This window comes from Alsobacter sp. P4_H11 (assembly GCF_056400925.1).
Genome location: NZ_JBFUKI010000013.1, coordinates 12859 through 26587 on the forward strand (window position 1 = coordinate 12859; position 13729 = coordinate 26587).

At 68.5% G+C, this 13729-nt stretch carries 17 protein-coding genes; 10 read left to right on the plus strand and 7 right to left on the minus strand.

What is annotated here, in order from left to right; genetic code table 11:
• Nucleotides 1-58 precede the first annotated feature (58 nt).
• The 7 genes from AC1DSZ_RS20235 to AC1DSZ_RS20265 all read left to right on the plus strand — a co-directional run bounded on the left by AC1DSZ_RS20235 (nt 59) and on the right by AC1DSZ_RS20265 (nt 5187).
• Nucleotides 59-238, plus strand: coding sequence for a hypothetical protein (locus AC1DSZ_RS20235; RefSeq protein WP_476840153.1), 180 nt, complete (start codon nt 59-61; stop codon nt 236-238).
• 149 nt (nt 239-387) lie between these two features.
• The gene (gene murA / locus AC1DSZ_RS20240) at nt 388-1680 is read left to right on the plus strand and encodes a UDP-N-acetylglucosamine 1-carboxyvinyltransferase (RefSeq protein WP_476840154.1); all 1293 of its coding nucleotides are present in this window, start codon (nt 388-390) and stop codon (nt 1678-1680) included.
• A gap of 292 nt (nt 1681-1972) precedes the next feature.
• Nucleotides 1973-2413: a DUF2948 family protein gene (locus AC1DSZ_RS20245; protein WP_476840155.1), complete on the plus strand. Its 441-nt coding sequence runs from the start codon at nt 1973-1975 to the stop codon at nt 2411-2413.
• A 9-nt stretch (nt 2414-2422) separates the two neighbouring features.
• A complete protein-coding gene (gene hisD, locus AC1DSZ_RS20250; protein WP_476840156.1) occupies nt 2423-3718 on the plus strand; it encodes a histidinol dehydrogenase in 1296 nt (431 codons plus the stop codon).
• A gap of 10 nt (nt 3719-3728) precedes the next feature.
• A complete protein-coding gene (locus AC1DSZ_RS20255; protein ID WP_188516438.1) occupies nt 3729-4226 on the plus strand; it encodes a UPF0262 family protein in 498 nt (165 codons plus the stop codon).
• Nucleotides 4226-4675: an arsenate-mycothiol transferase ArsC gene (locus AC1DSZ_RS20260; protein WP_188516439.1), complete on the plus strand. Its 450-nt coding sequence runs from the start codon at nt 4226-4228 to the stop codon at nt 4673-4675. Before AC1DSZ_RS20255 ends, AC1DSZ_RS20260 begins: the two co-directional genes overlap by 1 nt.
• 164 nt (nt 4676-4839) lie before the next feature.
• The gene (locus AC1DSZ_RS20265) at nt 4840-5187 is read left to right on the plus strand and encodes a hypothetical protein (RefSeq protein ID WP_476840157.1); all 348 of its coding nucleotides are present in this window, start codon (nt 4840-4842) and stop codon (nt 5185-5187) included.
• Nucleotides 5188-5226: 39 nt separating this feature from the next.
• Here AC1DSZ_RS20265 and AC1DSZ_RS20270 read toward each other — a convergent pair whose 3' ends face one another.
• From AC1DSZ_RS20270 to AC1DSZ_RS20290, 5 genes are all read right to left on the minus strand, one after another.
• On the minus strand, nt 5227-5550 hold the full coding sequence (locus tag AC1DSZ_RS20270) for an AzlD family protein (RefSeq protein ID WP_476840158.1): 324 nt from the start codon (nt 5548-5550) through the stop codon (nt 5227-5229).
• Nucleotides 5543-6283, minus strand: a complete 741-nt coding sequence (locus tag AC1DSZ_RS20275; RefSeq protein WP_476840159.1) for an AzlC family ABC transporter permease — start codon at nt 6281-6283, stop codon at nt 5543-5545. The genes AC1DSZ_RS20270 and AC1DSZ_RS20275 overlap by 8 nt, the downstream gene beginning before the upstream one ends.
• 7 nt (nt 6284-6290) lie before the next feature.
• A complete protein-coding gene (locus tag AC1DSZ_RS20280) occupies nt 6291-6974 on the minus strand; it encodes a TerC family protein (RefSeq protein ID WP_476840160.1) in 684 nt (227 codons plus the stop codon).
• Between the two features lie 33 nt (nt 6975-7007).
• Nucleotides 7008-7691 carry a TerC family protein gene (locus AC1DSZ_RS20285; RefSeq protein ID WP_476840161.1) on the minus strand — a complete coding sequence of 228 codons (684 nt, stop codon included), beginning with the start codon at nt 7689-7691 and terminating at the stop codon, nt 7008-7010.
• A 109-nt stretch (nt 7692-7800) separates the two neighbouring features.
• Complete coding sequence (locus tag AC1DSZ_RS20290) at nt 7801-8886, minus strand: tartrate dehydrogenase (RefSeq protein WP_476840162.1); 1086 nt, start codon at nt 8884-8886, stop codon at nt 7801-7803.
• Between the two features lie 194 nt (nt 8887-9080).
• Between AC1DSZ_RS20290 and AC1DSZ_RS20295 the strand changes: the two genes are divergently transcribed.
• The 3 genes from AC1DSZ_RS20295 to AC1DSZ_RS20305 all read left to right on the plus strand — a co-directional run bounded on the left by AC1DSZ_RS20295 (nt 9081) and on the right by AC1DSZ_RS20305 (nt 12124).
• Nucleotides 9081-9521: a tripartite tricarboxylate transporter TctB family protein gene (locus tag AC1DSZ_RS20295; RefSeq protein ID WP_210318618.1), complete on the plus strand. Its 441-nt coding sequence runs from the start codon at nt 9081-9083 to the stop codon at nt 9519-9521.
• A 4-nt stretch (nt 9522-9525) separates the two neighbouring features.
• Nucleotides 9526-11070, plus strand: coding sequence for a tripartite tricarboxylate transporter permease (locus AC1DSZ_RS20300; protein WP_476840311.1), 1545 nt, complete (start codon nt 9526-9528; stop codon nt 11068-11070).
• Between the two features lie 82 nt (nt 11071-11152).
• Complete coding sequence (locus AC1DSZ_RS20305; RefSeq protein WP_476840163.1) at nt 11153-12124, plus strand: tripartite tricarboxylate transporter substrate-binding protein; 972 nt, start codon at nt 11153-11155, stop codon at nt 12122-12124.
• A 255-nt stretch (nt 12125-12379) separates the two neighbouring features.
• Here AC1DSZ_RS20305 and AC1DSZ_RS20310 read toward each other — a convergent pair whose 3' ends face one another.
• Entirely contained in the window at nt 12380-12793 is a 414-nt protein-coding gene (locus AC1DSZ_RS20310) for a hypothetical protein (protein ID WP_476840164.1), read from the minus strand.
• 185 nt (nt 12794-12978) lie between these two features.
• Nucleotides 12979-13665 carry a TetR/AcrR family transcriptional regulator gene (locus tag AC1DSZ_RS20315; RefSeq protein WP_476840165.1) on the minus strand — a complete coding sequence of 229 codons (687 nt, stop codon included), beginning with the start codon at nt 13663-13665 and terminating at the stop codon, nt 12979-12981.
• Nucleotides 13666-13729 lie beyond the last annotated feature (64 nt).

The following is a 13729-nucleotide window of genomic DNA, read 5'->3' on the forward strand; positions in this document are numbered from 1 at the left end:
GTTGTCTGGCCCGCATCGACCGCATAAAGATTTTCGGGCGGAAACGGGAGACAACGCAGTGGCGACAGGCGGATCCGCCGGGGACGAAGCCCGCAAGCAGCGCCTTGCGGCAGCGTTGCGTGACAATCTGAAGCGCCGCAAGGCGCAGGCCCGGGCGAGGCGCGAGCCGGCCCCCGAGGCGGCCGAGCCGTCCGCCTCGATGCCCGCCGGCCCGCCGCCGGGCGCCGACAAGCCGTGACCTTTGGGGGACGCTGCGGCTTTTTGGCTCGCGGTTCGGGCCGGAGCCCTTTATAGGCCGCAATCGACTTGGCAGCTGTCTGCCGCACGTAAGCGCATTCTTGCGGCCGGATGGGCGTCGGCCCGTCGCCGCCAACCGTTGGTGTCTCCATGGATCGTATCCGCATCGTCGGCGGGGCTCAGCTCAACGGCTCCATCCCGATCTCCGGCGCCAAGAACGCCGCCCTGCCGCTGATGATCGCCAGCCTGCTGACGCCCGAGACGGTGGTGCTCGAGAACGTGCCGCGCCTGTCGGACGTGCGGCTCCTGATGCGCATCCTCGGCAACCACGGCGTCGACGCCTCCATCGACGGCAAGCGCGTCGGCCAGGACGAGGACCACGGCGAGACGATCCGCTTCGCGGCCAAAACCATCGTGGACACCACCGCGCCCTACGAGCTCGTGTCGCGCATGCGCGCCAGCTTCTGGGTGATCGCGCCGCTGCTGGCCCGCATGGGCGAGGCCAAGGTGTCGCTGCCGGGCGGCTGCGCGATCGGCACGCGGCCCGTGGACCTGCTGCTGATGGCGCTCGAGGCGTTGGGCGCGGACGTGCAGATCGACGCCGGCTACGCGGTTGTGCGCGCCCCAACGGGCGGCCTGCGCGGCGGCCGCATCGATTTCCCGAAGGTGACGGTCGGCGGCACCCACACGGCCCTGATGGCGGCCGTGCTCGCCAACGGAACCACTGTGATCGACAACGCTGCGCGCGAGCCCGAGGTGGTGGACCTGGCGAACTGCCTGATCGCCATGGGGGCTAAAATCGACGGCGTGGGCGCGTCCCGCATCGTCGTCGAGGGCGTGACGTCGCTGGGCGGCTGCCGCCACCCGGTGCTGCCGGACCGCATCGAAACCGGCACCTACGCGATGGCGGTCGCGATGACGGGTGGCGACGTGCTGCTGCAGAACACCCGCGCCGACCTGCTGCAGGCCGGGCTCGACGTGCTCGCCCGCACCGGCGCCGAGGTGACGTCCGAGAGCGGCGGCATCCGCATCCGCCGCAATGGCGGCGGCATCGCGCCCGTGGATGTCACGACAGAGCCCTTCCCGGGCTTCCCGACCGACCTCCAGGCCCAGTTCATGGCGCTGATGACGCGCGCGGACGGGGTCTCGCACATCCGCGAGACCATTTTCGAGAACCGCTTCATGCACGTGTCGGAGCTCGCCCGCCTCGGCGCCCACATCCGCCTCGACGGCGACCTCGCCATCGTGGAAGGCGCCCCGGTGCTGAAGGGTGCGCCCGTGATGGCGACGGACCTGCGCGCGTCCGTGTCCCTCGTGATCGCCGCGCTGGCGGCCGAGGGCGAGACCATGGTCCACCGCGTCTACCACCTCGACCGCGGCTTCGAAGCGTTGGAAAAGAAGCTCGTCCGCTGCGGCGCCCAGGTCGAACGCATCAGCGGCTGAGCCGCCTTCTTCCCTTCTCCCCGGGCGCGCATTGCGCGCCAGAACGGGGAGGAGGTGGCGCGCAGCGCCGGATGAGGGGAGTGGCCAGCCCGCCCTCACCCCAGCCCTCTCCCCGTTCCGGGGAGAGGGGGCGCATCGCGGCTTTGCCACGCCCACTTGCGGCGGGCCCTTTTCGGACCATCTCTGGATCACACATGGATGGTGACCCGCGCCGGGCGCGCCGGGGCCGGTGCGGATGCGTTGCACCCGCGCGGCAGCCCGGCTACAGGGTCTTGCGAAGCGAGGAACGTGAATGACAGGCGTCAACGCCCTGAAGCTGGTCGCGCTCGACGACGAGGACCTGGCGGTCGTGTCCGCTCACCTGCAGGACGCCGTCCTGAAGGTCGGCGATATCACGTGGCTGCCGCGCGAGAAGCGTTTCGCGCTGGTCGCCAACCGTTTCGCCTGGGAGGCGCAGCGCACTGAATCCGGCGAGCGCCGGCGCACCGGCCTGTCGTTTGCGCGGGTCCTGAAGGTGCAGCGCAGCCGCGTGCGCGGCGACGCGCCGGACGCCGTTCTCAACCTGCTCGCCGTCACGTTCCAGCCCACCGACGCGCCGTCCGGCTTCGTCACGCTCGTGTTTTCGGGCGGCGGCGCGATCCGGCTCGAGGTCGAGTGCCTGGAAGCCGAGATGCGCGACCTGGGCCCCGCCTGGGAAACGCCCAATCGCCCCGTCCACCAGCTCCAGGACTGAGGAACCACGATGCCGATGCGCCTCGACGCCGGGTCGCCGACCTTCGCGCGCGACTTCGCCGGCCTGCTCGCCGCCAAGCGCGAGGTGTCGGAGGATGTCGACCTCGCCGTGAAGGCGATCATCGAGGACGTGATCGCGCGCGGCGACGCCGCCCTGGTCGACTACACGCGCCGGTTCGACCGGCTCGAACTGGACGCCGCCGGCCTCAAGGTCACGGAAGCCGAGATCGAGGCGGCCTGGGCGCGCTGTGACCCGGACGCGATCGCGGCCCTGCGCATGGCGCGTGATCGCATCGAGGCTTACCACGCCCGCCAGAAGCCCTCGGACGAGCGCTTCACGGACGCGCTCGGCGTCGAGCTCGGCCACCGCTGGACGGCCGTCGAGGCCGCCGGCCTCTATGTTCCGGGCGGCACTGCGAGCTATCCGTCGTCCGTGCTGATGAACGCCGTTCCGGCCCGCGTGGCCGGCGTGCCCCGCATCGTCATGGTGGTGCCGTCGCCCGACGGCGTGCTGAACCCGCTGGTGCTGGCCGCGGCCAGGGTCGCGGGCGTGTCCGAGATCTACCGTGTCGGCGGCGCGCAGGCGATCGCCGCGCTGGCCTACGGCACCGCCACGATCGCGCCTGTCGCCAAGATCGTTGGCCCCGGCAACGCCTATGTGGCGGCCGCCAAGCGCCGGGTCTTCGGGCAGGTCGGCATCGACATGATCGCCGGACCCTCCGAGGTGGTGGTGGTGGCCGATCGCCACGCCAACCCGGACTGGATCGCGGCCGACCTTCTGGCGCAGGCCGAGCACGACGCCGCGGCGCAATCCATTCTGATCACCGACTCGGCCGAGCTGGCCGACGCTGTCGCGCAGGCCGTCGAGCGCCGGCTCTCCACCCTGCCGCGCGCCGCCATCGCGGGCGCGAGCTGGCGCGACTTCGGCGCCATCGTGCTCACGCCCTCGCTGGCGCAGGCCGTGCCGCTGATCGACCGCCTCGCGCCCGAGCATCTTGAGCTCGAATGCGAGGACGCGGAGGCCTTGGCGGGCCAGATCCGCAACGCCGGCTCCATCTTCTTGGGCAGCCACACCCCGGAGGCGATCGGCGATTATGTGGGCGGGCCCAACCACGTGCTGCCCACCGCGCGCTCGGCGCGGTTTTCGTCGGGGCTCGGCGTGCTGGACTTCATGAAGCGGACGTCCATCCTGAAGTGCGATCCCGAGTCGCTGCGCCAGCTCGGCCCGGCCGCCATCACGCTGGCGCGGTCCGAGGGGCTGGAGGCGCACGCGCGCTCGATCGCCGTGAGGATGAACCTGGGCTGAGGGGCGTCGAATGGGGCAGGGGCCGGACCAAAGCAGGACGCCGCAAAAGCGCCTCGCCGCCGTGACGCTGGACGACGTGTCGATCGGGCGCGCCGCGCCCGAGCAGGAGCACGAGCGCGCTATTGCGATCTACGACCTCATCGAGTCGAACTCATTCGGCCTGCCGGGCCATGAGGGCGGCCCCTATGTGCTCCATATCGGCCTGCTGGAAGGCAAGCTGGCGCTGGACGTGCGCGACCAGGCCGGGGCCAGCCTCATCACCCACATCCTGTCGCTCGCCCCGTTCCGCCGGGTCGTGAAGGACTACTTCATGGTCTGCGAGAGCTACTACGCGGCCATTCGCACCCAGAGCGCGGCCCAGATCGAGGCCATCGACATGGGACGGCGCGGGTTGCACAACGAGGCCGCCGAACTCCTCGTTCAGCGCCTCGAAGGCAAGGTCGAGGTCGATTTCGATACGGCCCGAAGGCTGATCACGCTCATCATGGCCCTGCACTGGAAGGGCTGATGGCGGCGGATGGCCCCACCGGCCGGAAGGTCGGCGCAGTGCTGTTCGCCTGCGCGTACAACGCCGTGCGCTCGCCCATGGCGGAGGCCATGGCGCGCCATTACTTCGGCAAATCCGTCTATGTGCAGTCGGCCGGCGCCCGCAAGGGCGACGTCGACCCCTTCATGATCGCGGCCCTCGACGAGATCGGCATCGACGCCAGCAAGCACAAGCCACGCACGCTGGAGGAGCTGGAGGACTGGGAGGGGCTGAACTTCGACCTGATCGTGTCGCTGAGCCCCGAAGCGCACCACAAGGCCATGGAGATGACCCGCACCCACGCGGTCGAGGTCGAGTATTGGCCGACCCCCGATCCCACGCTGGTGCAAGGTTCGCGCGAGCAGAAGCTGGACGCCTATCGGGACGTGCGCGACCTGTTGGCCAAGCGCATCACCGAGCGGCTAAAATAGCCGATATACCGGCAGCTCGACGGTGTATATTATTTAAAAATGTCAATTGAAACGTTATCAAATCCGCGCCGTCGGTCGCGCGTGATTCGCTGCTCCAGCCTTGGACTGCTTTGCGCAACGCGCCGGATGGCGTTTGCGCAGCTTTATTCAGGACGGAGCAGAACATGAACAGATTGGTGGTCATCGCCACGACCGCCGCTCTGGCGACGATTCCGGGTCTCCCGGCGTCGGCCAAGAGCCTGACCTTCACGGTCAAGAACACGTCGAAATACATTATCTCCTCGTTCCAGAGCAACGAGGGGAACGGCTGGAGCAAGAACTGGATCCGCTCGGAGATTGGCTCAGGCCAGAGCCGCGCGCTGGAGTTCCTGCAGGACGGCCCGTGCGAGATCGAGGTTCGCGTCGGCTGGCGCACCACCGATGGCGGCCAGCAGGTCGGCGACGCTTGGGAGATCGATATCTGCGAAGCCCACACGGTGTATTTCGACGGCCGCAAAGTCACGTTCGACTGAGCAGCCCCTCCGGCCGCCGGCGCGCGTCGTCGGCGGCCGTTAAAGCCCGAGGGCGCGCAGGATCGTCACCACGGTGAGGCCCACTGCCAGCGCCAGCAACTCGTTGCGGCGGATCAGCATGGACACCAGGGCGGCCCCGAGCGCCGCGAGCGCGGCCGGGCCGCCGCGCACCACCAGCGGCGCGATGATGGCCACGATGATGGAGCCCGGCAGCGCCGCCAGGCCGCGCCGCACCGGCGTGGTCAGCGGCACATGCGCCATGAGGATGACGCCGAGCACGCGGCACAGGTAGCTCGCCAAAGCCATCGCGAGGATCGCCGCGAGCGAGCCGGCCGAGAAGCCGAGATACGCGCCCTCACCCATGCGGCCGCCGCCTCCGGTCGTCGAGCACGCCCAAGAGTGCGCCCGTCAGCGAGCCCGCGAGGCCGCCCGCCACCACGAACATGTATCCGGGCGCGATCCACGCGGTCGCGAGCGCCGCCAGGGCGGCGACGCTCCAGCAGATCGTGTCCTGCCGGCCCTTCCACAGCGGCACCACCATGGCGGTGAAAACGATCGGCATCACGAGGTCGATGCCGAAGCGCTCGGGGTGGTCCACCAGCCCGCCCACGAGCCGGCCCGGCAGCGTGCCCGCGAACCACACGACCCACAGCGCCGCCCCGGCGCCGATCAGCACGCCGGCGTCGCGGCCGCCATCGGCGTGGTAGCGCGTGCCGATCAGCCAGTTGGCGTCGGTCAGCAGCGCCAGGCTCGGCCAGAGCACGCGGTTGGGGAGCGGATAGATCCATGGCTGCAGCGAGGCGCCCTGCAGGATCATGCGGGCGTTCACGGTGAACACCACGGTGGCGATCGCCAGGATAGCCGCACCCGTCCACACGTCCGTGCGCCACAGCTCCAGCGCGACGAGCTGGGCGGAGCCGGCATACATGAAGGCGCTCATCAGCATGGTTTCGAGCACGCTGAGGCCCTTCTGGGCCGCCGTGGTGCCGAACGCAGCCGCGAACACGAGGCTGCCGGGGATCAGCGGCGTGATCAGCCTGGCTCCGTGAAGCATGCCCTTCAGGGTGACGGGCGGCGGGGGGGCGGCCTCCGTCATCGGCGGCTCAGGTCGCGGCCGAATGGGCGCGCCGCTTCAGCGCGTAGCCCAGGCCGAGCACGATCGCGGTTCCGGCGATCGCGAACGGGATCTCGAGGTGCTTGAGCTGCGCCTCGCCGAACCGCTCGACCAGATAGGGGTCGGAGTCCATCATCTCGCCCGCCACCCAGCCAAGGAGCCCCGCGCCGGCCCAGACCAGGAGCGGGAAGCGCGCCAGCAGCGCCATGATGAGGGTCGCGCCCGCGACGATCAGCGGGATCGAGATCAGCAGCCCCAGCGCCATCAGCGCCATGCTGTCCTTGGCGATGGCCGCGATGGCGAGCACGTTGTCGAGGCTCATCACCATGTCGGCCACCGCGATGGTCCAGATGGCGCTGAGCAGGCGGTCGCTGGCCTTGATGTCGCCTTCGCCCTCGTCCTCGTCCGAGATCAGCTTGATGGCGACCCAGAGCAGCAGCAGCGAGCCGATGATGCGCAGGAACGGCGTCGCCAGCAGCTTGGCGACCACGATCGTGAACACGATGCGCAGCAGCACCGCCACGCCGGCGCCCAGCACCAGCCCGACGCGACGCTGGCGCGCGGGCAGCCCCCGGCACGCGAGCGCGATGACGACGGCGTTATCGCCCGACAGGAGGATGTTGACCCACACGACCTCGAGGATCGCGAGCCCGGTCTGCAGATTGAAGTCCATGGGAGGCGATCACTCGACGTGTGGCGGGTTGCTTTACGAAGGGTGATGCACCGCCGACCGCCTCGCGCGCAAGGCCCACGCGAGGAGGAGCACCAATGCGGCCCCCGCAGCCGCGGCCGGATATTTCCACGCCGCCGCGCTTGGGCCGATCTGCGCCGCGACCCACGGATCCGTGATGATCATCTCGCCGCCGATCCAGCCCAGCAGGGCGGCGCCGCCCCACACGAAGATCGGGAAGCGCGCGATCAGCGCCATGATCAGCGTCGAGCCGACCACGATCAGCGGAATGGAAACCAGGAGGCCGAACACGAACAGCGCCGCGTTTCCGTCCGCCGCCGCCGCGATCGCGACGACGTTGTCGAGGCTCATCACCGCGTCCGCGATCGCGATGGTGCGCACGGCCTGCCAGAGCGTCTCGCTCTCCGAAACCGCGTGCTCCTCTTCCTCGCCGAGCACCAGCTTCACGGCGATCCAGAACAGCAGCGCGCCGCCGGCCACGCCCAGGAACGGCACTTCCAAAAGCCAGCTGATGATGAACGCGAAGATGATGCGCAGCACCACGGCCGTGCCCGCGCCCAGCACGATGCCCATCCGCCGCTTGGCGGGCGGCAGCGAGCGGCACGCCAGCGCGATCACGACCGCGTTGTCGCCCGACAGCAGCAGGTCGATCCAGATGATCTGCAGGATCGACAGCAGGGTCTGGGGATTGATGTCCATTGCGCAACGCTCGTCCGGCCCGCCGGTGTGGTAGCGGCCGCAACAAACATTGGCAATCTGTAATGTTCTTCAAGGGCCGGCCGCACAGGCGTGGGCCGGCCCTTGTGCTTCAGGCCAGCGCGTCCGCTACCGCCTTGGCGCACGTGACCGTGTTGGCTGGGCCCTTGAGGTCGCCGGTGCGCAGCTTGGGCTCCGACAGCACCGTCTCGATCGCCTGCAGGATTGCGCGGCCGGCTTCCACCTCACCCAGGTGCTCCAGCATCATGGCGGCCGACCAGATCTGGCCGATGGGGTTCGCGATGCCCTTGCCGGCGATGTCCGGCGCCGAACCGTGCACGGGCTCGAACAGCGACGGGAATTTACGCTCCGGGTTGATGTTGCCCGAAGGCGCGATCGCGATGGTGCCCGTGCAGGCCGGGCCGAGGTCGGACAGGATGTCGCCGAAGAGGTTGGACGCCACCACCACGTCGAACCGGTCCGGGTTCTGGACGAAATGGGCCGTCAGGATGTCGATGTGGTACTTGTCCCAACGCACGTCCGGGTAGCTCTTGGCCATGGCCTCCACGCGCTCGTCCCAATACGGCATCGTGATCGCGATGCCGTTGGACTTGGTCGCCGAGGTGAGGTGCTTCTTCTCGCGCTTTTCCGCCAGGTCGAACGCGAATTTCAGGATGCGGTCGGTGCCGTGGCGCGTGAACACGCTCTCCTGCACGACGAACTCGCGATCGGTGCCCGGGAACATGCGCCCGCCCACGGCCGAGTACTCGCCCTCGGTGTTCTCGCGCACGACGTAGAAGTCGATGTCGCCCGGCTGCCGGCCGGCGAGCGGGGAGGGGACGCCCGGCATCAGCTTGCACGGGCGTAGGTTGACGTACTGGTCGAACTCGCGCCGAAACAGGATCAGCGAGCCCCACAGCGAGACGTGGTCCGGCACCGTGTCGGGCCAGCCCACCGCGCCGAAGAAGATGGCGTCGTGCTGGCCGATGCGCTCCTTCCAGTCTTCCGGCATCATGCGGCCGTGGCGCGCGTAATAGTCGCAGCTGGCGAAATCGAAGTCGTCGAGCTGCAGCTTGAAGCCGAATTTCTTGGCCGCCGCCTCCAGCACGCGCACGCCTTCCGGCACCGTTTCCTTGCCGATGCCGTCGCCGGGGATCACCGCGATGCGGTGGACGCGATTGCTGGCTTGCTGGGTCATCGATGCCGTTTCCTCGTGCTTCGCCGCTTATCTCGCTGATGCGGCTTGATCTTCCGCGAGCCTATTGCAACAAAAGGAGCGAAGAAAACACGAAAAGCCGACGACCTCCCCTGCGTGGAGCGTGACGCGGCTCCCGGGGAGTTGGAATGGCCGGCACGCAAGAGGGCGCCTCTCAAGGAGGCGGAGGGCTGAGGGTGCGCAATCCGCAGGACGGGGCGGCGGGCCTGTTCCTCCTCGCGGTGGCGGCTTTCGCGCTCTGGCAGGGCGCCGATCTGCCGCTCGGCACGCTGCGTTCCATGGGCGCCGGCATGCTGCCGACCTCGCTGGCCGTGCTGGTGGGGCTCTTCGGCTTCATCCTCGTCGTGCTCGCCTTTCTGGAAGACGGCCCGGCGCTGGAGCGCTGGAACCTGCGCGGCCCCATCTTCATCCTCGGCTCCGTGATCGTGTTCGCGCTGCTGATTCGCACCGCCGGCCTGGCGATCGCCGGTCCGGTCGCGATGCTGGTGAGTTGCTTCGCCAGCGACGAGGTGCGCTGGAAGGAAGCCGTGATCTTCTCCGTGTGCATGACCGCGTTCTGCATCCTCCTGTTCAAGGTGATGCTGTCGCTGCCGATCCCAGTTTTCACCCTGTTCTGAGCGCATCATGGATCTGTTCGCCAACCTCGCGCTCGGCTTCTCGACCGTCCTGAAGCTCGTCGACGTGAACGTCCCGCTGCTCGGCGTCATGCCGCTGCCGGTCAACATCCTGCTGTGCTTCGTCGGCTGCCTGATCGGCACGCTGATCGGCGTGCTGCCCGGCGTCGGCCCGATCGCCACCATCGCGATCCTGCTGCCGATCACCTTCGGGCTGGACCCGACGGGCGCGCTGATCATGCTCGCCGGCATCTATTACGGCGCGCAATATGGCGGCTCCACGACGGCCATCCTGGTCAACATCCCGGGCGAGGCCACCTCGGTGGTGACCACGCTGGATGGCCACCAGATGGCCAAGCAGGGCCGCGCCGGCGTGGCGCTCGGCATCGCGGCGCTGGGCTCGTTCTTCGCCGGCTGCGTCGCCACGCTGGTGATCGCCGCGCTCGGCCTGCCGCTCACCAAGCTCGCGCTGCTGTTCGGCCCCGCCGAATATTTCTCGCTCATGGTGATGGGCCTCGTCTTCGCGGTCGTGCTGGCGCGCGGCTCGGTCGTGAAGGCGCTGGCCATGATCGTGCTGGGCCTGCTCCTCTCCACGGTCGGCACCGATCTCGAATCCGGCCAGGAACGCCTCACCATGGGGCTGCAGGACCTGTCGGACGGCGTCGATTTCGCCGTGCTCGCCATGGGCCTGTTCGGCTTCGCCGAGATCCTGCGCAACATCGAGAGCCCCGAAACCCGCGACGTCGTGAGGGGCTCGATCGGCCGGCTGCTGCCCAGCATGGCGGATCTGAAGCAGTCCTTCTGGCCCGTGGTGCGCGGCACCGGCCTCGGCGCGATCCTCGGCATCCTGCCCGGCAACGGCGCGGTGCTCGGGCCCTTCGCGTCCTACACGCTGGAAAAGCGCATCGCCAAGGACCCGCGCCGCTTCGGCCGCGGCGCCATCGAGGGCGTGGCGGGGCCTGAATCGGCCAACAACGCCGGCGCGCAGACCGCCTTTATCCCGCTGCTGACGCTCGGCATCCCGCCCAACGCCGTGATGGCCCTCATGGTGGGGGCCATGACGATCCACGGCATCATCCCGGGCCCGCAGGTGATGACCAAGAACCCCAATCTGTTCTGGGGCATGGTCGTGTCGATGTGGATCGGCAACCTGATGCTGCTGATCATCAACCTGCCGCTGGTTGGCTTGTGGGTGAAGCTCCTGAAGGTGCCTTACCGGCTGATGTTCCCGGCCATCCTGATCTTCTGCTGCATCGGCATCTACTCCATCAACAACAACCCGTCGGACGTGCTGTTCACGGCGTTCTTCGGCCTGATCGGCTACGTGCTGATCAAGTTCAGCTTCGAGCCCGCGCCGCTGCTGCTCGGCTTCGTGCTCGGCAAGCTGATGGAGGAGAAGCTGCGCCAGGCGCTGATCCTGTCGCGCGGCAGCTTCTCGACCTTCATCGAGCGCCCTGTTTCGGCGGGGTTGCTGGTCGTCGCCGCCATCATGCTCGTGCTGGCGCTGCTGCCGTCCATCCAGAAGGGAAGGGACGAGGTGTTCACCGAGTGATCCGGGCGCCGGCTCCCGGCGCATCAACGACAAACTAAACCGAGAGAGCGTCCGCAAGGGACGCCGCAAGGAAGGGATCGTCATGAAGACACTGCTGATCGCCACCGCCGCCCTGCTCGCCGCAACGGCGGCGGGCCACGCCCAGAGCTATCCCACCAAGCCGATCACCATGGTCGTGCCGTTCGCGGCCGGCGGCCCGACGGACATCGTCGCCCGCATCGTCAGCGAGCACATGTCCCGCACGCTCGGCCAGCAGATCGTGGTCGAGAACGTCGCCGGCGCCGGCGGCACCACGGGCACGACGCGCACGGCCCAGGCCGCGCCGGACGGCTACAACATCATGATGGGCCACATGGGCACGCACGGCGCCGCCCCGGCCCTGTACCCGAACCTGAAATACGACCCCACCAAGGACTTCGAGACCGTCGGCATGGCGGCCGGAACGCCGATCCTGATCGTCGCCCGCAAGGACCTGCCGCCGAAGGACCTCAAGGAGTTCATGGCCTACGCCAAGCAGCAGAACGACAAGCTGAACGAGGCCCATGCGGGCGTCGGCTCGGTGTCGCATACCACCTGCGTGATGCTGAACGTTCAGCTCGGCATCAAGCCGACGGCCGTTCCGTACAAGGGCACCGGCCCGGCGCTGAACGACCTCGTCTCCGGCCAGGTCGACTTCATGTGCGACCAGATCGTCAACCTCGTCGAGCAGATCAAGGCGGGTTCCATCAAGGCCTACGCGGTCGCGACGCCCGAGCGTTCGCCGGCCCTGCCGGACGTGCCCACCACCAAGGAAGCCGGCCTGCCCGAGTACCAGGTGAGCGCCTGGAACGCGATCTTCGCCCCCAAGGGCACGCCGGACGCCATCACGGCCAAGCTGAACGACGCGCTCGTGAAGGCGCTCACGGACGAGACCACCAAGAAGCGCCTGCTCGACCTCGGCGGCGTGCTGCCCGACGAAAAGGGCCGCACGCGCGAGGCGCTCAAGACCTTCGTGGCCGCCGAAGTGGCCCGCTGGACGCCCGTGCTGAAGCAGGCCGGCGTTACGGCGAACTGAGGGGGGGAGAGGGTTCGAAAGGCCCTCACCCTGTCCCTCTCCCCCTCCGGGGGCGAGGGGACGCTCACAGCCATGAGAGTGAACTCACCGGCGCCCCCGAGCGCGCTTTGCAGCCGCAGCGCGCTCCCTCTCCCCGGAACGGGGAGAGGGCTGGGGTGAGGGCGGCCGGGAAGCGCTCCAACCAACCAAGCCAACAAAAAACCCGGCTGGGGCATCCAGCCGGGTTTCTTGCATCCGGGGGGCTCCGGACGAAAATCAGACGCGGCCTGCGGCCAGTCCCACGCCTGGGGTGGCGGCGCGGCTGAAGGCGCTGCGGGCGAACAGCGTGAGGAAGCACAGCACGCCCGCGAAGATCATCAGCGAACCCAGGATCGCGCCGGCCGGCTGCTCGCGAAACTGCGCGAAGGGCAGGCCGATCAGGAAAACCGGCGTGCCCAGCATGGCGAGCCAGAACTGAACGGTCGCGAGCTTGCTCCGGCGCAGTTCCGGCCAGCAGCGGTGCACGATGCCGTAGAGCGCCATCGTGGCCCAGCCGAGCAGGTTGATATGCGCGTGCAGATGCGCGTAGGCGAAGTTCTGGGCGACGCCCATGCCGATGCCGAGGCCGACGCCCAGCGTGGCGTAGATGAGCGCGCAACTGATGAAGATGATGTCGATCTTGTTCGTCATAGGGGGCTCCTGTGGCGCGACGAGCCACGGAGATCTTCAAGCACGACCTGCGTCCTCGTCATGTGCGAGATCGCACACGGAGGAGCCTAGAGCAGCGTCCGGGCAGGTGGATACCGGTCGTTGGTGAAGATGGCGCAGGATGATAGCGACTAGATCACGAGAACGGGCGCCATAAGCCGCCCGACCTAGCCCGCTCTGTGGGCGCGCAGAAAGAGATCGACCCCGGCCGTCACCACCGTTTCGACGCGGCTGTCGAATTCGGCGTCCGAAGGCTCGAGCCCGAACAACGCGGGGCGCACCAGCGATGTCTGGTAGAGGTCCAGCAACTGCGTCGCCGCCAGGCGCGTGTCCGCGATGACGAGTTCGCCCTGCGCGACCTTGCGGTCGAGATAGGTCGCCATGGTGGCGATCGTGGTGGCGGGACCGCGGGCATAGAACGCGCGCCCAACCTCCGGCATGCGCTCCGCGATCGCGATGGCGGCCCGCATGGCCGCGACCGTCTTGGTCTTCAGAATGAATGTCACGAGCGCCCGGCCAAAGGCGATCAGCGTTTCGCGCGTGTCGCGGTCCGGATCCAGCGTCCCCAGGCGATCGAGATGGGTGCGGCGCTCCTCGTCCATGATGGCGCAGAAGAGCTGCTCCTTGTTTTCGAAATAAACATAGAGCGTCCCCTTGGAAACACCGGCCCGGCGCGCGATTTCGCCCATGCTGGCGCTGTCGAAGCCGCGCTCCAGGAACAGGGCGCGCGCGCCGTCGATGATCTGCCGACGCTTGGCCGTGTCGCCGGCCTCGGGCCGCGCCGGCGCGTCGCCGGCCTCGGACGGTACGGCGGAGCGATCAATCAGGACGTCGGAACCAGGGCCTCGACTCATCGTGGGCGGCATCTCCAAAAAATGACCGAACGGTTCGGTCAGCCCTTGATATCGGCGACAAAGA

Coding starts and splice junctions, on each gene's coding strand:
- AC1DSZ_RS20265 (WP_476840157.1), top strand. CDS start 4,840: ATGAACAGATTGGTGGTCATCGCCACGACCGCCGCTCTGGCGACGATT.
- AC1DSZ_RS20260 (WP_188516439.1), top strand. CDS start 4,226: ATGGCGGCGGATGGCCCCACCGGCCGGAAGGTCGGCGCAGTGCTGTTC.
- AC1DSZ_RS20310 (WP_476840164.1), bottom strand. CDS start 12,793: ATGACGAACAAGATCGACATCATCTTCATCAGTTGCGCGCTCATCTAC.
- AC1DSZ_RS20270 (WP_476840158.1), bottom strand. CDS start 5,550: ATGGGTGAGGGCGCGTATCTCGGCTTCTCGGCCGGCTCGCTCGCGGCG.
- AC1DSZ_RS20305 (WP_476840163.1), top strand. CDS start 11,153: ATGAAGACACTGCTGATCGCCACCGCCGCCCTGCTCGCCGCAACGGCG.
- hisD (WP_476840156.1), top strand. CDS start 2,423: ATGCCGATGCGCCTCGACGCCGGGTCGCCGACCTTCGCGCGCGACTTC.
- murA (WP_476840154.1), top strand. CDS start 388: ATGGATCGTATCCGCATCGTCGGCGGGGCTCAGCTCAACGGCTCCATC.
- AC1DSZ_RS20245 (WP_476840155.1), top strand. CDS start 1,973: ATGACAGGCGTCAACGCCCTGAAGCTGGTCGCGCTCGACGACGAGGAC.
- AC1DSZ_RS20275 (WP_476840159.1), bottom strand. CDS start 6,283: ATGACGGAGGCCGCCCCCCCGCCGCCCGTCACCCTGAAGGGCATGCTT.
- AC1DSZ_RS20280 (WP_476840160.1), bottom strand. CDS start 6,974: ATGGACTTCAATCTGCAGACCGGGCTCGCGATCCTCGAGGTCGTGTGG.
- AC1DSZ_RS20255 (WP_188516438.1), top strand. CDS start 3,729: ATGGGGCAGGGGCCGGACCAAAGCAGGACGCCGCAAAAGCGCCTCGCC.
- AC1DSZ_RS20290 (WP_476840162.1), bottom strand. CDS start 8,886: ATGACCCAGCAAGCCAGCAATCGCGTCCACCGCATCGCGGTGATCCCC.
- AC1DSZ_RS20285 (WP_476840161.1), bottom strand. CDS start 7,691: ATGGACATCAATCCCCAGACCCTGCTGTCGATCCTGCAGATCATCTGG.
- AC1DSZ_RS20315 (WP_476840165.1), bottom strand. CDS start 13,665: ATGAGTCGAGGCCCTGGTTCCGACGTCCTGATTGATCGCTCCGCCGTA.